Raw genomic sequence first — 20,884 nt, 5'->3', positions numbered from 1 at the left:
ATAGCAACTTAACCATAAACAATTAACAAAGTTATCCACAAAAGCTGTTTATAACTTTACTGGTGAGAAATCTATTCTTTAACAGATTCGAGCGTATTAACGAGATCTTGGAAAGCCTCACGATTTGCCTCATTAAGATCCATAAGAATACGGTGCGCAGCAATAATTCTCTCCTGCATTTCAGCAACAGATTCCTGCACAAGCGGCAATTCTTTAAGATCTTCTACGCAAGGCGGGAGTTCTTCTAGCAGAACAAAAATATGATCAAACCCCATGGTATACAGGATTCGAGTTATATCTGAGTTTGTTGAGACAAGAGCAGGCTTATCCATTCCTGCATGATCAGCCTTAATCGCTAATTTCGCAATCAACCCTAGGGAAGTACTATCAATCCCTTCTGCTTGCGTCAGATCGATCAAAACCTCACTCACAGAAGGATCAGCTAAAGATTGTTCCAAATGGCAATCCAGAGTAGTACATAAGGTAAGACGAACATCTCCAACGAATTTGAGGACAAATCGCCCCTCAACCAAGGCTGAATATATTAACCCTTCTTGCATGATTACTGCCTGCAAATCGTCATAATTGCGATATCATCCGGAGCCGCATCAATAGTACTAGGAAGTAAAGCATCTCGAATGCTGTTCGGCCCCCCACCTTTAGTACCAGAAACCGCATCAATAAGGCGCTGTTCTTTAGCCTCCATATTCGACTCTTCCAATACTTCAAAGATACCGTCAGAGAACAATGTAATTTCAAACTCAGCATGCAGCTGCAATGTTCTCTCATCATATAGAGGCTCATGAAAGAGACCTACAGGCATCCCTCTCCCCTCAAGGAAGCGACAACCATCCCGATCATGCAATATTGGCATAGGATGATGCCCACCTACAGCGTAGCTTAAGCTAGCATCAGCTTCATTGTATAAACCGATAAACATGCTCAAATGCTTGCCTAACCCAGTATCAAGCAACTCTACGTTGATTCGATGGAGCACATCTTTTGGCGATAAAATGTCAAAACTCGATTGCCGTCTGTAGTTTCTCAAAAGCCGATTAGTCATATTCTTGAGCAAAACAGTTACAAGTGCAGAAGAAGCCCCATGACCTGAAACATCGGCTAAGTAAAATAGGGTCAATTTGTCATCGACCTTAACAGCATCAACGAAATCACCACTTAAATATAACGACGGAATTAATAGATACTGGGCTCGAACTGCTCCTAACTGAACATCAGTGGCAGGCAACATGTTTTTTTGTATTTGATGAGCCGCCTGCTGATCTGCTTTAAGCTCAGCCAAACTTTTCTCTAATTCTTCTCGATAATGAAGATTTTGCTCAATCAATTCCGCCTGATTGAGCAAGGATTTAATGGCTAGGGAGAACGCTGGACCTTGATCAAGGATTTCAGACTGTAAGAATACATTGCTAGCTCCCTTTCTCAGCGCTGCCATCACCTGATTCCCCTCACTATCAGGTAATAACGCAAGGATTGGCTTCGGGGCTTGTGACGTAGCTAAATGCTGAAGATCAACCAGCTTTAAACGCTCACTTACACCAACAATCACCAAAGAGAAACTGTGCTCTTCTAATAATTCTAATGCGTAATCACTACTAAAAGCTGTAGAAATTTTTACAGGCGGGAGGTCTAGCTGATTACAGGCGTCGACGATCGAATCAATTGCTTCTGCAACATGATCGACCAATAGAATGGTTTGGTATGCTTGCCTCATATATCAGGCCTTGAATTTAGGCTAGGATCCATGAGAAACCACGTTAAATCCAGATGAGTTAACTTGCAATAGATTTTTAGTCACAGATATCACGACTTACAAAAAAGCCCCAATTACATCTGAATAATTGAGGCTTTCATCTATACATTAAACTTCTATATTAGAAATTGTTATCGTCGTAGTTTTCAGTATCACCGTCAGCAATATCGAAAGCACGTTTTTGCAAGTAAGCATCACGGATAAAGATATATTTATCACCAGAGATCAACTTTTCACTTTCTAATAGCTGTGCACGCGTATCAATAACACGAGTTACGTAAAGAGCATTACGCGCACCGTTATCATCTAGGTGATAAACAGGATCCACTAGAGTATCTGGAAATTTGCCTACGCCATCACGAACTGTCATTGGGCCGAAGAAAGGAACTACAAGGTAAGGGCCACTATTTACACCCCAATAACCTAGTGTTTGACCGAAGTCTTCATCGTGCTTTTCTATACCCATCGGCGTAGCAACATCGATAAGACCAGCTAAACCAAAGGTAGAATTAAATGCTACTCGAGCAAAGTCTTGAGTCGCATTATCAAATTTACCTTGAAGTAGGTTATTAAAGAATGTACCTACATCTGCAAGGTTTTCAAAAAAGTTATTAACACCAGTTTCAGCTACGTCAGGCATTACCGCCTTATAACCTTTTGTTACTGGTTTTAGGGCATAAGTATCTAGACCATCATTGAAACTAAACATGGTTCGGTTAAAACCTTCCCAAGGGTCTACATTGACCTCTTCCGCCATAACAGGCTGCGTCAATGCCAACGAAACAGCACCTGCCGCTAACAAACTGCGAAATTTGGTTTTCATTCAGGATCCTTTCACTTTACCCAATAAATAGGAGGGTATTCTAGCCGAGAAATAAGCAGAAGAAAAATAGGAAAAAGGCTTAATTGTAAGATGCTTAGTAATATTTTGTTCATAAACGAAAAAAGGCTTCCCGAGGGAAGCCTTTTCTATATTTCCGTAAGGAAATGTCGACTTAGAAGTCTAGACGGTAACCTAGAACCGCACGATCTTCTCTCTGATCACCGTCAGAGTTGAAATCGTCAGAATCGTTGTCTACGTATTCAGCGAATACACGACCCTTACCTAGTTTCTGCTGAACACCAAGACCCCATTGTTGTAGGTCAAGGTCAGTAGTGTCATTGTTGTAGTCAGCGTAACGAGCGTATACAGAAGTAGCACCCATAGTGTAACGAGCAGCTAGTTCCCAAACGTCTTGGTCAGAAACTTCTGCAGAGCCAGTTTCTTCTTCTTTATCTTCGTACTTAGCCATCAACTCTAGGTTGTCTAGCTTGTACTGTGCAGCAAGACCCCAAACATCAGTTTGCATTTCTGCATTAGGAGTGTTTGCAGTTTCGATAGTACCGTAAGACGCAGAAACAGTTACGTTGTTAGCAGAGTAAGTACCTGCGATGTTAACCGCATCAGCAGTATCATCTACAACATCGTTGCTGTCATTGTTATCTGTAGCCAATACTACGCCACCGATGAACTGGAAACCGTTCATTTTAGGAGAGTAGTAAGCAATAGTGCTTTCAGTACGCTTCATAAAGTGACCATCTTTACCTAGTGCAGAGTTACCTAGGTTAAAACGCTCACCGTAGTCACCATCACCTGGGTTAAAGATGTTAGTTGGGCCAGAGATCAGTAGGTAGTGTGGGTGGTATTGCTTACCGATAAGTAGCTTACCCCAGTCACCTTGAGCACCGATGTACTGTAGACGAGTTTTAAGAGCTGTATCTTGGTCAACACCCTGAGCGTTGTTAGCTTGAGCTTCCCAGTGGAAGATACCTTTAGTGCCGTCAAGACCTAGGTCAACATCACCTTTGATACCAACACGAGAAGACTGATCATCAACACCAGTGTCGCCGTTGTCTACTTTTTGTAGACCAATACGGAAAGAACCGTATAGAGTAGCGTCAGCCTGTGCGATCATTGGTGCAGTCATAGCACCGGCAACAGCCAGAGCAATCAGTGACTTTTTCATCAACATTTCCCCTTCAATAATATTCAACATACTAGTAGTGAATTTTTTAATTTTTCTAGCATAACGCATTTAACACGCTATTACGCTAAGAAAATACTATAAAAAAAATATATTTCAAATAAATGAAACACATTTTTCTTCTAAAATCTGTCTCGGCAGAACTACAAAAAACTTTAACTTCTGCCCTATCTCTCTCCTGCTTTAGTACCTATAACGGGGAATTAACTCCATTTAACAAGGCCTTAGCAAGGTCTTTGAAATAAATTTCGGGCATTACAACACACCAAAAAGGCTTCTGCAACCTTTGTTTAGGCATTTATTTATCCGTTAACACCCAACAAAAGTATTACTCCCTAAATTTATTGATCTACATCAACTGACCACTTTAGCCCACTGCTGTTTAAGTCGTTTTTCAGAAACCGTACCGACGGTACCCAATTGCTGCGCAAAAAGAGAGACTCGAAACTCTTCTATCATCCAGCGATAGTTGGCTAACTCCTGATCATAGATTCCTTGAGAACAATGCTTTTCATATCGCTTTTGGTACTGAGAAAAACATTGTTGCAGCTGCTCGCTCTGTAGGCATTCTTGCCTTAGATTACGCCTAAATTTCTCAAGCCGAATTTCAATACCCTTCAAATACCTTGGATATTGTTTCAGCACATGAATCGATTCCCGCTTTATAAAACCCTTGTATATCAAATGTGATAACTGGTGTTTAATATCGTTTAAAACCGGCACCTCGTTTAACTGCACTTTACCTTTTAGCTGCTTTTGGATCCGATTATAGGTCTGACAAAGCTCGAGAATACTCCCTAACAGCTTTTCCCCTATTGGTATAATTTCGCTTTTGCACTTTACTACTGATTGTTCAAATTCCTTTTGATCTCTAATAACGCCACGTTCTGGTAATAGAATCGAAGTGCAAGCTTGCCAAATAATCTCTTGTTCTAACTGAGCAGGCGTATACAAGCCATCGCTTAATAACACACTTTGAGTTATTTGATCTTTTTTTAGCGTCTTCTTAAGATTACGAACCTGCTCTTTCATTGAAAGAAGGGCCAAACGCGTAATCCCTATCCTACTAATTTGAACAGACTCATCTTTATGAGATTTCAAGCATAAGGTTACTGATTCACCTTTATCTTCCAAAGCAGGATATGCTTCAACCTCAACTCCGGCATATTTACTGATCTTGCAACTTTCTTCTAATGGCCCAAAATCCCATTCGATTATACCTTCGCGTCCCCATTCACTGTCAGATTTCTCTGTTAGCCTTTCGTTTATTTGCGACGCGAATTGATCATTCAAAACTTCCCAACGTCTAGATTCACCAAGCAGCCTGCCTTTTTCATCTACTAACCGAATATTCATTGATAGATGATCAAGCAGTAAACTCTGCCTTAAATCTGACTCTTGAATTCTGATTCCAGTCATACGAAGTAGATGAAGAGCAAATACTTCGTATAAATTACCCACCCCAAATTCAACTGCGCTTATAAATGCTTCGACATAGTTAGGCACGGGTACAAAGTGCTTTCGCAGCTGTTTAGGCAAGCCCTTCAATATCGCAGCACACTTTTCTTCTAGCATTCCTGGTACCAACCACTCCATCTGTTCTAGGGGAATAGCATTTAGCAAAGGTAATGGGACCTGAAGTGTTACACCATCATCTTTTGCTCCAGGAGAAAAGTTATAAAACAATTTTAATTTGGCTGATTCCCATCTAAAAAAGTCAGGATATGCAACCACAGACACATGCTCAGCAGATCGCTGTAAGATGTCTTCTTCTTTCATCAGAAGCACATCAGGTGTCTCTTGCTCTACTTGCTTACGCCACTTTTCAAAAGCAGCACCATTAACGATACGCTCACCTTGGAGTGATTGAAGGCGTAGTCGGTAGAACTCATAAAGCTGCTCTTCATCAACAAGCAGATCCTTTCTTCGAGATTTCGCCTCTAATTTTTCAATACCACGCAATAAGGCCCTATTTTTTTTGATGAACGCAGCTTGAGAATTAAACTCCCCTTCCACCAGCGCCTGTCTGATAAAGATTTCATGAGCTATAGGCGGATCAATTTTCCCATAACTCACTTTGCGCTTAGGCACGATAATTAAGCCATATAATGTTACTTGTTCTGTCGCAACGACCTCTGCTCGTTTTTTCTCCCAATGGGGTTCACTATAATTACGCTTAATCAAATTTGGCGCTAACTTTTCTGCCCAAGCTGGATCAATGCGAGCGATACAGCGAGCATATAACTGACTGGTCTCAACAAGCTCTGCCGCAATAATCCATTTCGGTGCTTTTCTGTATACGACTGAGCCTGGGAATAAGATAAAACGTCGGTTACGTGCTCCTAGATATTCTTTATTCTCTTGCTTAAAGCCCATATGGCTCAACAACCCGGCTAAAAGAGAACGATGAATGGCTTCGTAAGAAGCCTCTTGCTCCCGTTCAACAAACTTATCATCTTGTTGTTTGAGCTCCTTACAAATCAAATGCAATTGACGATGAGTATCTCGCCATTCACGCATTCGCATATAGGAAAGGAATTGCTTAGCAGAATATTTACGTAACTGATTTTGACTTAACTCCTGTCTCTGCTCTTCGTAGTGATCCCATAGGTTCACAAACGATAAAAAGTCAGATTCTTCATGTGCATACAAGCGATGTTTTTCATCACTGGCTTGGCGTTTCTCTTGCGGCCTTTCTCGCGGATCTTGAATACACAATGCACTCACGATAATCAAAACTTCACGCAAGCATTTATTTCTTGCAGCCTCTATGACCATCCGCCCTAAACGTGGATCGATAGGTAGTTTTGATAACTGCCAACCTACGCGCGTGATATTACGTTTTGCATCAACAGCACCCAGCTCTTGCAGCAGTTTAAAACCATCGTTGATATAACGATTATCAGGCGCATCAACAAAAGGAAACTCTGAAATATCTCCGAGCTTAAGAGATAGCATCTGAAGGATAACTGCTGCGAGATTGGTTCTACGGATCTCTGCATCTGTAAACTCAGGCCTTGCGTCAAAGTCCTCTTCAGAATAAAGCCTGATACAAGTGCCTTCGGAAATACGTCCACAACGACCCGCTCGCTGGTTTGCACTTGCTTGAGAGATAGCTTCTATAGGAAGCCTTTGAACCTTAGAACGATAACTATATCGGCTAATTCTAGCTAAACCCGTATCCACTACATATTTAATACCAGGAACAGTCAAAGAAGTTTCAGCTACGTTAGTAGATAAAATCAATCGTGTAGCGGCAGCCTTACCCGAACGTTGGAATACCCTATTCTGTTCAGAAAGAGACAATCGCGCATAGAGAGGTAAGACTTCTGTATGCTTTAATTCTGCTCGTCTCAGAACTTCAGCTGTTTCACGTATTTCACGCTCACCAGGTAAAAAGATCAAAACATCACCCTGCGGCCCTTTACCCTGCTTACGCTCCATTTGCAGCAACTCTTCTACTGCAGCCAAAACCCCTTGCTGAAGATCTAAAGCTTTCTCATCTTCAGCTTCGAATTCATGCAGAGGGCGATAATGCACATCTACAGGGTAGGTACGCCCCGACACTTCGATAATAGGCGCATCACTAAAATGCTTGGAAAAACGCTCTAGATCGATTGTCGCAGAGGTAATAATTACTTTTAAATCTGGGCGTTTAGGTAGGATTCGTTTGATATAGCCAAGGAGGAAATCGATATTCAGACTCCGCTCATGAGCCTCGTCGATTATCAAAACCTCATATTGCTCAAGAAAGCGATCATGACGGGTTTCACCTAGCAAAATACCATCCGTCATCAATTTGACCTGGGTATTCTCACCTACTTGATCATGGAACCGTACCTGATAACCTACCCGCTCACCCAAGGGAGTGTTTAACTCTTCAGCTATTCGACTTGCCACTGTTCTTGCAGCTAACCGGCGAGGCTGCGTATGACCAATTAATCCTTTACAACCCAATCCAAGGTCTAAGCATATTTTAGGCAATTGCGTCGTTTTACCTGAACCAGTTTCACCAGCCAACACAACCACTTGATTTTCTTCGATCGTTTTACTGATCTCTTCACGACGACTACTAATAGGTAGATCAGGGTAAGAAATATCAAGACTTAATTCTTTACGGCTCTCAACCCATTCACATGAAGCCACAAGATCATCGACTAATTTTTTTGCCGATTTTAGGTCATCTTGTTTTAGTTTATCTAGACGGCGTTTTAAACGGAAACGATCTACAATCCTACAACCATCTAATAAAGCTCTAAGCTGATTTTTACTCTGATTCAAGTGCTACGCCTGCTTTATATTCTTTAAAGGCGCAATTCTATAACAGATAGTACCTTAGGACATCTTTCCCGCGGTATATTGCTCTGGCTCAGAAATCAGCTAACTTATTAAAAATACTACAACTAATTGAGCAGCATTTTCTAATAAACCCTTCTATAATGCCTGAAAGGCTTGGACTCTGTGTTGTGACAAGGTTATTCAATGATGAAACAAATCTATTATATTTTTGCTTCCTTACTTTTACTGTTTCAATCCGCATTACTGCACGCGGACAAAACAACTGTAAGGGGCTTTTCCACAATAGGCTTAGTCAAGAGTAATTCTGGAGATGAGCTTACCTTCAGAAGAAATCTTGCGCGCACAGCTGAAGATTCAAACGCTTGGTCATTTAAATCAGACACAACGTTAGGTGTCCAAGTCGATACCATTTTAAACGACCAGTGGAGCGCATCTGCTCAACTTGTCTATAAAAATAGAATTGATCAAAGCTTAGAAAATAGTATCGAATGGGCCTATCTAAGATACCACCCGAGCCCTGACAATCCATTTAGTTACCGTATCGGTCGACTTGGGGTTGATGTATTCATGCTGTCGGAATATCGAAATGTTGGCTATGCCTATCTATGGGCTAGGCCGCCTATTGAGTTCTACAGCCCTCTTGCTTTTGATTATATTGATGGTGCGGATATAACCTATTCTACTCTATTAGAAGAATCTTTCTTCCAAGCCCGATTAACTGTAGGCACCACACAAAACGATTTCGTCTATGATGACGTAACCCTTAAGGTTTCCCCTGCCATTGCCACTAGCCTGTTATGGGAAAGTGACTATTGGAAATTAAGACTGGGTTATGCCCATATAGAATTAAGTGATCGCGTAGATTTTTATGAGCCTCTCATTGATGCACTGAATAGCAGTGCTCCTTTATGGCCTGATGCAGCATCCGCTGCTAATGACCTAAATTTAGAAGGGAAAAAATTCGATTACTATACCCTTGGTCTAACTTACGACAATAACCAGTGGATTGTTCAAACTGAGATAAACCAAGTTAAAACAAAAGATAATATCTTCACCTCTTCTCACAGTGGCTACATTAGCTTAGGAAGAAGAGTTGGTGATTACACTTTGTATGGAATAGGCTCTATCATCGAAAATACCGATGATATAAATCAAGTAGCAGCTGTTCCTGACTTTTTACCTCCTTTAGCTCAAGCACAACTCGCGGGTTTAAGAACCATTGTTCAAGATCAGTACAACCAAACGGGTGTTGATCAAAAATCCCTCGGCTTAGGTGTTCGTTGGGATATTTATCACAACACCGCTATAAAATTTCAATGGGACAGAACATGGGTAAAACCGCATGGAGCGGGCTTATGGGCTAAGGATTCATCGCTGGTAACGGATGAAACCGTAGACACATTTTCAATCAACGTAAACTTTTTATTCTAAGGGGGGAAAATGATGAAGTATTTAATTATCCTCTTGTCCACGTTGATTGTTTCACTACAAGCTTCAGCAGATATGATCGTTATTTGTCACCCTGATAGTGAAGTTGAACAGCTCAGTCGAAAACAAGTAATTGATCTATATATGGGCCGCGTACAGCACTTTCCCAACGGAAACAAAGCCTCGACGCTAGATTTACCAAGCGACTCGGATCAAAGAGCGAAGTTTTACAAAGGTCTTACAGGGAAGTCACTGTCACAAATAAATGCATATTGGGCTAGACTCATCTTTGCAGGTAGAGCAACGCCTCCCCAAGCAGTACAGTCGTCTCAAGAAGTAATCGACACTATCATGAAAGACACTACAGCTATTGGTTATATTAGAAAATCAGAATTGGTGGATTCGGTTAGGGTCATAGCGCATGTTGAGTAAAGCACTCAATGCAAAACTCTCGATAAGAACAGGCATTTCGATAGCTCTATTTGCCTGTTTCTTTCTATTGATATCAGCCGTAGTACTGTTTCAACTCTCTTACAAAGAAGAACTCGACGAAATCCACAAAAATTTACAGCAGCTTGTCAAAACGGTAGAACAAAGCGCTAAAGTGGCTGTGTACCTCGAAAATGAAGAGCTTGGCACCGAAATAACCAATGGTCTAATCATCAATGACAACGTTTCTGGCGTTATCCTAAATAGCGATATTGGCATGCTGCTAACCGCTGGCGATATTTCGATAGGCTCGAAGGCTCGGTTAGTCGTTCTAAAACTAAACGATCCATTTACACCCGAGCTTCCAATCGGAAAATTAACCCTAATCCCTAATCAGGGTCTGATTGAAGCAACGGCCAAAAATCGCGCCCTGTCGCATATCATCATATTTGGCGTTAATTCAATTTTTGTTGTTTTTCTTGTAATTATTTTGGTGAATCGACTTTTGGCGGCCCCTCTCAAAAAGATCGCTCAACAATTACACGTTATAAAACCAGGTACAAGCCAACGAATTATTACACCTAAAGGTCATGAACAGGACGAAATTGGTTTACTCGTAAACGATAGTAACAACCTACTGCGTGCGATGCAGAAAACCATTCAACAAAAGAATCAACTCTTTGACGAGGTTCAAAAACTAGAGAAAAAATTCCGCCTTCTATTTGATAATGCCCGGGTAGGGATAGCACTAGTCAATATGGATGGCCAGCTACTTATGAACAACCCTGCTTTCGCTAATATCGTCGGCGAAAAGGCATGTAAGTATTTTTCTGAAAACCAAACTCAAAAATTAATTGAATTATTTGAAGAAAGGCAACAGTTAGCAAAAGCTATTCAGAAAGCCCTAACTTCTACAAACCCTGTTTCTCTGGACCTGAGTCTTAAACATGAGGATGAAGCAGATCGGCACTTACACTGCATACTTTCACAAGTCCTGGATGAACGTGGCGAAGTTCTTTTAGAACTTGTCATCTACGATATATCTGAGCGAGTACATCGAGAGCTTAAAGCAAGATACGAATCAGAGGTCGATACTTTAACAGGCCTGCTGAATCGCCGTGGCTGTAAACGCCTCATAAAAGAATCATTGATAGAAAAACCGAATAGCCACCACGCGATTATGCTGATCGACCTTGATCACTTTAAGCCTATCAACGATACCTACGGCCATGATGCAGGTGACCACGTTCTCAAAGAAGTCTCCAACAGATTTAATTCGGCTTTACGCAGATCCGACCTTCTTTCACGCTGGGGTGGTGATGAATTTTTGATTTTTCTAGCGGGAGACGCTGACAATTTAGAAGTGGAAGCATCAGCCGTAGCGAAAAAAATATTAGCATTATTAGAAAAAGAGATTGAAGTAGGTTTGAACAAGACAGCTCACGTAGGGGCAAGTATTGGTATTGCATTAGCGCCTCGCCACGGGAATGACCTGAACGCATTAATCAAAGCCGCTGACATCACCATGTATCAGATTAAAAAGCAGGGTAAAAACAACTATCTAATCTATGATGAAACCATGGTTATGGAAAATACGGGATAACCCACCTTTTACACCTTTCAACCAGCAAGCAGAGAAAATTAATACGTTAAATACCTTTAAAGTCTGAGCCACTTTAAATTCTCTGCCCCATTATGCAACACAGAAGCAAAAAACCTTATACATTAGGAGGATTTATACGGTTAAGCCTTGCACATTAGTTCCCGAATCCCGACAATGCGCACAATATTTTTGAAAGATCATTCACATGCGTACATTAGAAGATTCTCTACCCCTACAATTGCTGAAAGCTCGAGAAGCTACACTGTCTTTTGTAAGACCCTTATTACAAGAGAACTCTCTAACAGAGCAGCAATGGCGAGTACTACAAACCATCAAAGCTCACCAAGAGTTAGAATCAAAAGCACTTGCAGAACATTGTTGTATTCTAAGCCCGAGTTTAACTGGCATCCTTAAACGTCTAGAGCAACAGGGCTATATTCAACGCAGAAAATCGGAAGAAGACAAACGTCGGATTTTGATAAGCTTGACTGCGCAGTCTGTCGATTTAATTAAACACCTTACCCCAGCCATTGAAGAGCGCTATAAAGCTTTCTCGAATAGATACGATCAAGATAAGCTAAAACAGTTAATGACTCTTTTAGCAGAAATTGAAGCGATAGAGCCATAGCTATTCTGAGCTATCGCCTTTACAAGTTCCCTCCTAAGAACTTGTAAAGAGCGCTACCTCTTCCTCAACTAACTCCCTACTTTCTCCTGGCGATAGGGATACATCTAAATCCAGATCGCCAATAGAAAGCCTTTTTAAGCCCACAACCGGATTTCTAAACCGTCCGAACATTCTTTTTATTTGATGGTAACGACCTTCTTGCAGAGTAACTAGAGCACTATGAGTATCAATAATCTCTATATCGGCCGGCTTTGTAGTTATGTCTTCATAGGGAAAATACATCCCCGCTTTAAAGGCAGGAACATACTCTTCAGATAAAGGCTTAGCGAGATCGACTTTATAACGTTTCGGCACCTTTCTATCCGGAGAAGCTATTTTACTCGACCATTCACCATCATTGGTTATCAATAAAAGCCCTGTTGAATTGAGGTCTAATCGACCTGCAATATGCATATCACCATAAGGCTCTGTAAGTAGATCAATTACTGTAGGGTGGATCGAATCTTTGGTCGCGCTAACATAACCAACAGGCTTATTCATCATCAGATAAATTGGGCGATTATCTTGTAGCACTTCCCCATCACACTCAATTATAGAAAAACGGTCAATGACTTGATTCGCAGCCAAAGCAGGAAAGCCATCAACCATAATCTTTTGTTGAGCAATAAGTAATCTCACATCCCCACGTTTATATGATGTTCTGGAGGCAAGAAAACGATCTAAGCGGGATTTATTGACGGCCATAAAATTACTTAGCTATTTCATCCGTCGATAACGGATCTTCAGGTTCGCCATTCAGCCATGAATCAATATCGGTGTTTTCAGATTTCAACTCAGGAACCTCAGGTCGTCGAGGTTTATTATCACTAATCCAGTTATCTAATAGATCAGCATCCTCAATGTTTTTCTCTGGCTGTAGTGGTGGGATAGGGTCTCCTTCACAGCCAGACCAATCAATATCCCCCATCATAACGCCGTCTTCAAAGTCATCGGTGGGCACAGCAACGCATAAATCTTCAATCGTTGCTTCTTTTAAAGACTCTACATCCGCACAAAAATGGACATCTTTTTCGCACTGATCACAATGCCTTACAAATGGGTCCTCAGTTTTATCCAAATCATCCCAAGCTTTAGGGCACTTGTAATTAATCTTACAATCTCTTTTATCCACTGGGACCTCTACTAAGACGCCAATAATTCAAGCTTATTATCATGTAATTAGGACAAACAAAATCTAAGCGTTTAAACCGCCCATACAGATATATTTTGTTTCTAAATAATCATCCAACCCATATTTAGACCCCTCTCTACCATGACCTGATTCTTTCACTCCCCCAAAAGGAATTAATTCAGAACTAATAGCGGTCTCATTAACCCCAACCATTCCGTATTCTAGCGCTTCAGAAACCTGCCAAATGCGCGAGATATCTTGTGTATAGATATATGAAGCCAGACCAAACGAAGTGTCATTAGCCATGGCAATAGCATCTGCATCCGTTTTAAATTTAATTACGGGAGCTACTGGGCCAAAAATCTCTTTATTAAAGATATCCATATCAGGCTTTACATCAGCTAAGACTGTAGGTTCATAAAACCAACCATCAAGATCTGAAGATTTTCCACCTGTCACTAACCTAGCCCCCTGATCAAGGGCATCTTTCACCACAGTATCAATTCCCGCCAACGCTTTATCGGTGATCACTGGACCTAGCGTTGTATCTTTATCAAACCCATCCCCTAAACGAAACACTTTGATGGCATCAATAAATTTAGCTAAGAAGCGATCATATATCCCTTCTTGTACCAACAAACGATTTGCACAAATACAGGTCTGCCCCGAGTTTCTGAATTTTGATGCAATTGCTCCAGCAACCGCTAGGTCAATATCAGCATCATCAAAGACAACTACGGGCGCATTACCACCCAGCTCCATTGATGTACGTTTAACCGTATCTGCGCACTGTCGTAGTAAGAGCTTTCCTACGGGTGTGGATCCAGTAAAGGTAAGTTTTTTCACGATTGTACTATCTGTAAACACCTTACCAACTTCTTCTGCATTTAGGCATGGCAAGACATTAAATACTCCAGCAGGAACACCTGCTCGATCGGCCAGCTCAGCTAAGGCCAATGCGGATAAAGGAGTTTCTGGTGCTGGTTTGAGCACAATAGAGCAACCAGCGGCTAGCGCTGGTGCGACCTTACGCGTAATCATCGCATTAGGAAAATTCCATGGTGTTATTGCTGCAACCACACCTACTGGTTGCTTAATAACAAGACTACGTCGATCTTGAGCGGAAGGTAAAATATCACCGTAAATACGTTTAGCTTCTTCAGCAAACCATTTCAGATAAGAAGCGCCATAAAGTATCTCACCCTTAGCTTCGGCAAGTGGTTTACCTTGTTCAAGCGTTAATATTGAGGCGAGTTCATCTGCATTATCAATAATAAGATCATGCCAGCGTTGCAACACATTGGAACGTTCAGCAGGCGACTTTACTTTCCACTCTTGCATCGATGCTTGAGCAGCCTCGATTGCATCCTTCGCTTCCAGCTCTCCAACATTTGTAACTTGCGCAATGGTTTCGCCATTAGCAGGGTTAAAAATTGGGAATTCAGCTCCACTATTGCTTGCTACCCATTCACCGTTGATAAAAGCTTTGGTTTGTATCAAACCTGAATTGCTCAAACTAAGTCCCATACTTCACCTTCATTTGTGCCAACAAAAACGGGCATAGCCTACGAACTTGGCTAAATTCTTTTACGTATTTTTTGCAGGCGATTTATTTCTTCTTCTAATAACGAACGTCTTAACACCTTACCCACATTGGACTTTGGAAGATGCGTTCTGAATTCAACTAAACGAGGCACTTTATAAGAGGTTAAGCGTTCGCGGCAATATTCTCGCACTTGTTTAACAGACAAACGTCGATTGGATGTGACCACAAATAATTTAATGACTTCACCGCATATTTCATCGGGCAAACCAACAACAGCACATTCAACAACATCAGGATGGCTAGAAATAGTGTTTTCTAACTCATTAGGATAGACCGGAAAACCAGAGATATTAATAATGTCTTTCTTACGATCAACAATACGTAAGGTGCCATCATCCAGTACTCGAGCAATATCACCTGTCGCCAACCAACCTTCTGAATCCGGTATCAATGAGTTATCTCGCCAGTACCCAGACATCACTTGAGGGCCACGCACATAGAGCTCTCCCGTTTCGCCAGAGCAGAGATCTTCCCCTTGCTCCCCAACGATACGCACCTCAGTCAGCGGTAAAGGCCTACCTACAGATCCATATCGAGAGTTGTGCGGCTCTTCAATGGCTACAACAGGAGAAGCCTCCGTAAGACCATACCCCTGAATAATCTGGCAGCCTGTTACACTTTCCCACTCATCGCTTACAGAGCGCGTTAGCGCCATTCCTCCAGAAAGTGTCAACTTTAGCCGGGTCATATCCAGTTGGTTGAACAAGCTATTACGACAAAGTGAAACAAACAGAGTATTTATGCCTGAGAATACGGTGAAATCCCATCGACCTAGCTCATTAACTAACCCTTGAATATCACGAGGATTCGTAATTAACACCACTTGGGCACCCAAAACTGGCATTACCAAACAGTTAAGTAGAAAACCATAGATGTGGTACAGCGGCAAAGGTGCGATCGCAATCTCTTCACCCGCTCTCAATGTATCTGGTAAGCGATGTTTCAACTGCAACACATTTGCAATCAAATTCCTATGACTTAATACGGCACCTTTCGGCGTCCCAGTAGTGCCCACTGTGTATTGAATCAATACAGGCTGCTCTGAATCTCGCTGCACTGTTTCTAAAGTGTAATGTCCGCCTTTAGTTAGCGCTTCTCGAAAACCAACCGCATCTTTTAATCGATATCTAGGAACAATTTTACGCAAATATTTCGCCGAATAATTGATCATTAAACGACGTATCAAAGGATGGATATCACCAAGTTCTGTGACTATAACCGTATGAATATTTGATTGGGGTAAAACCTCTTCTAATAAGTGGGCACTATTAGCAAGAATAATGACACCTTTAACACCAGCATCATTGAATTGGTGTAACGTTTCAGCCGAGGTATAAAGGGGATTAGTGTTTACGATAACTAAGCCTGCTCTTAGAGCAGCCAACACTGCGATTGGGTACTGCAAGGTATTCGGTAGCTGAATCCCAATCCGATCACCAGGTTGAAGAGAGGTACAGTTTTGTAGGTAAGCTGCTAATTTATCAGCAAGATTATCTAGCTCAGCATAAGTCAAAGTTGCCCCCATATGGGTGAAAGCATCTTTATAGGCGAAATTATTGCAAGCTCGATCTAGAAGCTCCGTGACACTCCCGACGTTTCTGATATCCTGCTGCAATTGCTCGAGAGAATCTCTTTTCACACTCACCTGAAAAGCTCCTTATACTCAGGCCAAACTATCCGCTATTGAGGCAGCCCTTCAACAAAGGTCACCAACTCTCCAGGTTGTAGTGCAATCCAATCCTCATTATCCGTTAACGGTACTGTCGCAATTACCGTGACGATATCTTTAGGTGTCGTTTCTTTAACAAAGTCCACCTTCATTTCACAATCTGTAAGACTCGCTTCGCCAAAAGGTGCTTTACGAGTCAACCAGGACAATTTACTGCCACAGAACGCAAATAGATGGGTAGATTCTGTTAGGAGCATATTGAATACACCTAACTCTCTTAACTGGTCACAACGCTGCTTGATGAATTTAGAAAGTTCTTCAAAACACTCAGGGCGTTGAGGAAATGCTTTTCTGATTTCACCCAATAACCAACAGAATGCATATTCACTATCTGTCGTACCCACTGGGTGATAAAAAGAAAGAGGCTTATCAAACAGAGCTTTATCCAGCTGGCCATTGTGCGCAAATGTCCATGTAAAGCCCCAAAGTTCCCTTTGAAATGGATGAGTATTTTCAAGGCAAATATTGCCTACATTTGCTTGCCGAATGTGACTGATAACCACATGACTTTTAATCGGGTGTTCTTTGACTAGGCTAGCAATTTTAGAATCGACACTCGGGTTGGGATCATGGAAGCAACGCGCACCTTTACCCTCATAGAAAGCAATTCCCCAACCATCTTTGTGAGGCCCCGTCCCCCCACCACGCTGCATCAGCCCGGCAAAGGAAAAGCAGATATCAGTAGGTACATTGGCACTCATACCCAACAATTCACACATCGCTACAATCCTTAATCAACGACAACGAGGTCAGACCGACTTATTCAGATTTATCTTCCAGAACAATTTTATCTGGTAGGGAATCAATAGCATCAGAGCCCGATTCAATCTTACTGCTTTCATCCATCAGCGCAGAGGTTTCTTTCATTCGACGCTCGCCGACAAAACAACCATCTGGATGAATAGACATCTGTTTGCTTTCGACTGTAGCTCTAACTTGTCCACCTGAATCTATATGAAGCTCATCACAAATAACTTCACCTTCAAGTAGACCACACACGTCTACACCGCGCGCTTTGATTAGCCCACGAACATGACCAGATTTACCAATAGAGATGTTATCTAGAGAACTCACATTGCCTTCGAACATGCCATCGATGTGCATTTTCCCAACGATGCTCATATCTCCGCAGAACTTATTGCCTTCAGCAATTATTGTAATGGCTGACTGTGCTGGTTTAGCGGATACATTTCTTTTAAGGATGCCCATTTAACTCCCTTAACCTTTGTAAACAAAGAGTCAAAATTTGTTATGTCCCAGGAGAGGAAAGGTTCGGGGTCTATTGCTGTATACATGTGGCGAATCTCATAATGTAGATGTGGCCCAGTAGACATACCCGTATTACCACTTAATCCTATCAGCTGTCCCTTACTGACAAATTCTCCAGTTTTTACTTTTATTGCGTCCAGATGCGCAAAGTACGTTTTAAATCCAAAGTTATGTTGAACTTTAATCAACTTACCAAAAGATTTGTTATAAGCTGCAAATTCAACGATACCGTCTGCAGTTGCATATACTGGCGTGCCTTTGTTCGCTTTAAAATCTATGCCATTGTGCATCACCCGTCTTTTTCGTACCGGATGAAAGCGTGATCCGAATTTATCCGTGACTCGGATCGCCTGAATTGGCACACCATTTGGAATACTATGTAAAAAGAATAAACGTTTGTTAGCTTCGATAGTCAGCTGCTCAGCTCGAAAAGGGTCAATTTTTTCAGCTGTGTCCAAACCTAATAGGTTTTCCAGCCCATACAAAGAGTTATCCAACGAGGAGTTCAACTCTCCAATACGAATATTCTCCTCTTCTAACTTATCACGCTCATCTTTCAAAGAGCTTAGCGATAAACTGAGCTCTTTTAATTCTTCTATATAAAGTTGCTGCGACCCTACCATCAGTTCATAGTTTTCGCTAAGTTCCTGATGATCCTCTTCCAGATCAGACAGGTAATCAGTTTTAACCACCAGCAGAGCATTTGAAACAAAAAAGCTAATAGCTGACAAAATCAGAAATGCCAACAAAAGGTACTTTGCTACTTGGTTAAACGTATATTGGCGAGAACCATAGACAGTAGTCAGGGTTATAACCAGTTTATTTCTCAAGATAACACCTGTAACGACTTGAGATGGGTAAAATCAAGGCACTAAATATACCTATTTTTACATCCATTGTCATAGTCATTACAGGCGAAAGCCACAGATAATAAAGGGAATTATCCTATTGTGTAATACGATCTTAATCTCCATCCAACATTCGGCCAATACCACCTAAAACCGAACCTTCACCCTTATCACTACCACCAGATGATGGCGCTGATGCAATTAATCGATCAGCAAGGCGTGAGAACGGTAGGCTTTGAACCCAAACACTGCCTGTCCCTTTCAGCGTGGCAAGCCAAAGTCCCTCACCGCCAAAGATCATTGATTTCAACCCTTTGACCATTTCAATATCGTATTCAATTCCTTCAGTAAAACCGACTAGGCAACCCGTATCGACCCTTAGGGTTTCATCATTTAACTCTTTACGCACAACCGTGCCACCTGCCTGCACAAAAGCCATACCATCGCCTTCAAGTCTCTGCAGGATAAAACCTTCACCACCAAAGAAACCCGCGCCAATTTTCTTAGAAAACGCAATTTCCACTTTGGTGCCCAAGGCTGCGCACAAAAAAGCGTCTTTCTGACAGATAACTTTTTCACCATAATCCGCCAAATTTAAGGGCACAATGCTACCAGGATAAGGCGCAGCAAAAGCGACACGTCTCTTACCACTACCCTCGTTACCGAAATGAGTCATAAAAACGGATTCACCCATAACCATGCGCTTACCAGCAGAAAAGAGTTTACCCATTAAACCTTGATCAGGCTCTGATCCATCGCCCATTTTGGTTTCAAAATTGATCCCCTCTTCCATGTAATTCATCATGCCGGCTTCAGCAATCACCTTTTCACCAGGGTCTAACTCCACCTCAACAATTTGAAGAGATTCACCAATAATTTCGTAATCAACCTCATGACAACGCATTATTACATCCTTTTATCTAACTTATTTATAAGTAAGGGTGTCGTAGTTGCTTGTATACCTAACGAGAACAAAACAACACCGTATGCTATAGATTGAATAGTAAACCAAGCATCGATTTCAAGAGGTAACGATAAAGCCAATGCAATAGCAACAGCGCCTCGCATACTGCCCCAATACAAAATCAGCTGATCACGCCAATCTATTTCCATCTTAGGTAATAGATTTATGACTGGCGCTATAAACAATAACCCTAAGGCTCGTGCCAACAGCACCGCTCCAATACCGATCAACATAGCTAGCCATTGCTGCTCAAACATCCCCCAAGTAACCGTGACACCTAGAAGAACAAAAATTAGGGCACTAGCAAGATGGTTATTGAATTCCCAGAAAGCGAACAAAAACTGCGTTTCATATGCAGCTCCTTTTCTACGTATCAACTCACCAAAGCCAAGCCCTGTTACTAAAACACTCATTACGCCTGAAAGATGTAAAAAGTACTCAGCGATCAGGTAACCGCCATAAGCGGCACATATTGTTAATATTATTCGACTGAACTGATTGGAAATTATTAAAAACAGGCCTCCAAAGATCAGTAGTGTTCCTCCACCCACGGCAAGACCACCCAGAAAAATTTTCAAGAATTCACCAAGCGAATAAGCAAAGCTAATCTCATTACCCGGCATTAGGAGCAAACTGCTTAAAATGCCGAACAGCAAAATAGCTAAGGCATCGTTAAATAAACTCTCCCCTTCTAGAAGCGTCACCAGTCGATCAGAAGCACCGACCTGCTTTAACAAACTGATAACAGTTGCTGGATCAGTAGCTGACAATATCGCACCCGTCAGTAGCGCTGTGATAAGAGTAAAATAGGCAGGATAACCGATTCCCCAGTAGAGGAACCCGGCACTAATCGTTGTCGCAAAAAGCATTAAAGGGATTGATAACAGTAAAATAGCAGCAAGATTCTTTAGCAAATTTTTAATATCAATACGCAAAGTAGATTCGAAGAGCAAAGCAGGTAGCAGAAGATAAAAGACCAAATAGTGGAATTGCTCCCAACGTAGTCCAGTATCAATACCTAACGTTGTAATTAACTCAGACCCTATAAATCCAAATACAACCAACAACAAAGCAAAGGGCAACTTCATAAGGGAAGCAATGGGTTTGATAAGAGC

Annotated in this window: 18 protein-coding genes; 4 read left to right on the top strand and 14 right to left on the bottom strand. The window is 41.6% G+C overall.

Annotation, left to right across the window (positions count from 1 at the left end; genetic code table 11):
* Window positions 1-71: 71 nt before the first annotated feature.
* The 5 genes from ACMXYX_RS05860 to hrpA all read right to left on the bottom strand — a co-directional run bounded on the left by ACMXYX_RS05860 (window position 72) and on the right by hrpA (window position 8,076).
* On the bottom strand, window positions 72-560 hold the full coding sequence (locus tag ACMXYX_RS05860; RefSeq protein WP_415881679.1) for an STAS domain-containing protein: 489 nt from the start codon (window positions 558-560) through the stop codon (window positions 72-74).
* Between the two features lie 2 nt (window positions 561-562).
* Window positions 563-1,732 (bottom strand): PP2C family protein-serine/threonine phosphatase, encoded by a 1,170-nt coding sequence (locus ACMXYX_RS05855; protein ID WP_415906634.1) that lies wholly within the window; start codon window positions 1,730-1,732, stop codon window positions 563-565.
* Between the two features lie 160 nt (window positions 1,733-1,892).
* Window positions 1,893-2,594 carry a VacJ family lipoprotein gene (locus tag ACMXYX_RS05850; RefSeq protein ID WP_415897897.1) on the bottom strand — a complete coding sequence of 234 codons (702 nt, stop codon included), beginning with the start codon at window positions 2,592-2,594 and terminating at the stop codon, window positions 1,893-1,895.
* A 172-nt stretch (window positions 2,595-2,766) separates the two neighbouring features.
* Entirely contained in the window at window positions 2,767-3,777 is a 1,011-nt protein-coding gene (locus ACMXYX_RS05845) for a porin (RefSeq protein ID WP_415906633.1), read from the bottom strand.
* Window positions 3,778-4,149: 372 nt separating this feature from the next.
* Window positions 4,150-8,076 (bottom strand): ATP-dependent RNA helicase HrpA, encoded by a 3,927-nt coding sequence (gene hrpA / locus ACMXYX_RS05840; protein ID WP_415906632.1) that lies wholly within the window; start codon window positions 8,074-8,076, stop codon window positions 4,150-4,152.
* Window positions 8,077-8,277: 201 nt separating this feature from the next.
* On the opposite strand from hrpA, the gene ACMXYX_RS05835 reads away from it, so the two are divergent.
* The 4 genes from ACMXYX_RS05835 to hpaR all read left to right on the top strand — a co-directional run bounded on the left by ACMXYX_RS05835 (window position 8,278) and on the right by hpaR (window position 12,182).
* Window positions 8,278-9,525: a hypothetical protein gene (locus ACMXYX_RS05835; protein WP_415897894.1), complete on the top strand. Its 1,248-nt coding sequence runs from the start codon at window positions 8,278-8,280 to the stop codon at window positions 9,523-9,525.
* 9 nt (window positions 9,526-9,534) lie between these two features.
* Window positions 9,535-9,954: a hypothetical protein gene (locus ACMXYX_RS05830; RefSeq protein ID WP_415906631.1), complete on the top strand. Its 420-nt coding sequence runs from the start codon at window positions 9,535-9,537 to the stop codon at window positions 9,952-9,954.
* Window positions 9,944-11,554: a diguanylate cyclase domain-containing protein gene (locus ACMXYX_RS05825; RefSeq protein ID WP_415906630.1), complete on the top strand. Its 1,611-nt coding sequence runs from the start codon at window positions 9,944-9,946 to the stop codon at window positions 11,552-11,554. Before ACMXYX_RS05830 ends, ACMXYX_RS05825 begins: the two co-directional genes overlap by 11 nt.
* A 205-nt stretch (window positions 11,555-11,759) precedes the next feature.
* Complete coding sequence (gene hpaR, locus ACMXYX_RS05820; protein ID WP_415881687.1) at window positions 11,760-12,182, top strand: homoprotocatechuate degradation operon regulator HpaR; 423 nt, start codon at window positions 11,760-11,762, stop codon at window positions 12,180-12,182.
* A 33-nt stretch (window positions 12,183-12,215) separates the two neighbouring features.
* On the opposite strand, the gene ACMXYX_RS05815 is transcribed toward hpaR, so the two are convergent.
* From ACMXYX_RS05815 to ACMXYX_RS05775, 9 genes are all read right to left on the bottom strand, one after another.
* Window positions 12,216-12,926: a 16S rRNA pseudouridine(516) synthase gene (locus ACMXYX_RS05815; RefSeq protein WP_415897891.1), complete on the bottom strand. Its 711-nt coding sequence runs from the start codon at window positions 12,924-12,926 to the stop codon at window positions 12,216-12,218.
* A gap of 4 nt (window positions 12,927-12,930) precedes the next feature.
* On the bottom strand, window positions 12,931-13,353 hold the full coding sequence (locus ACMXYX_RS05810; protein ID WP_415897890.1) for a hypothetical protein: 423 nt from the start codon (window positions 13,351-13,353) through the stop codon (window positions 12,931-12,933).
* Between the two features lie 63 nt (window positions 13,354-13,416).
* On the bottom strand, window positions 13,417-14,880 hold the full coding sequence (locus ACMXYX_RS05805) for an NAD-dependent succinate-semialdehyde dehydrogenase (RefSeq protein WP_415906629.1): 1,464 nt from the start codon (window positions 14,878-14,880) through the stop codon (window positions 13,417-13,419).
* A gap of 50 nt (window positions 14,881-14,930) precedes the next feature.
* Entirely contained in the window at window positions 14,931-16,604 is a 1,674-nt protein-coding gene (locus ACMXYX_RS05800; protein ID WP_415906628.1) for an AMP-binding protein, read from the bottom strand.
* A 35-nt stretch (window positions 16,605-16,639) separates the two neighbouring features.
* Window positions 16,640-17,407: a class II glutamine amidotransferase gene (locus ACMXYX_RS05795; RefSeq protein WP_415881692.1), complete on the bottom strand. Its 768-nt coding sequence runs from the start codon at window positions 17,405-17,407 to the stop codon at window positions 16,640-16,642.
* A gap of 40 nt (window positions 17,408-17,447) precedes the next feature.
* Entirely contained in the window at window positions 17,448-17,897 is a 450-nt protein-coding gene (locus ACMXYX_RS05790) for a bactofilin family protein (RefSeq protein ID WP_415881693.1), read from the bottom strand.
* A complete protein-coding gene (locus ACMXYX_RS05785) occupies window positions 17,840-18,787 on the bottom strand; it encodes a M23 family metallopeptidase (protein ID WP_415881694.1) in 948 nt (315 codons plus the stop codon). Before ACMXYX_RS05785 ends, ACMXYX_RS05790 begins: the two co-directional genes overlap by 58 nt.
* Window positions 18,788-18,920: 133 nt before the next feature.
* Window positions 18,921-19,709 carry a TIGR00266 family protein gene (locus ACMXYX_RS05780; RefSeq protein WP_415881695.1) on the bottom strand — a complete coding sequence of 263 codons (789 nt, stop codon included), beginning with the start codon at window positions 19,707-19,709 and terminating at the stop codon, window positions 18,921-18,923.
* A gap of 2 nt (window positions 19,710-19,711) precedes the next feature.
* Complete coding sequence (locus ACMXYX_RS05775) at window positions 19,712-20,857, bottom strand: cation:proton antiporter (protein WP_415898232.1); 1,146 nt, start codon at window positions 20,855-20,857, stop codon at window positions 19,712-19,714.
* Window positions 20,858-20,884 lie beyond the last annotated feature (27 nt).

The organism is Neptuniibacter sp. QD72_48 (assembly GCF_047778065.1).
Lineage (GTDB): Bacteria > Pseudomonadota > Gammaproteobacteria > Pseudomonadales > Balneatricaceae > Neptuniibacter.
Note: the sequence above shows the minus strand (reverse complement) of the source record. Positions and strands in the feature narration are given on the sequence as shown.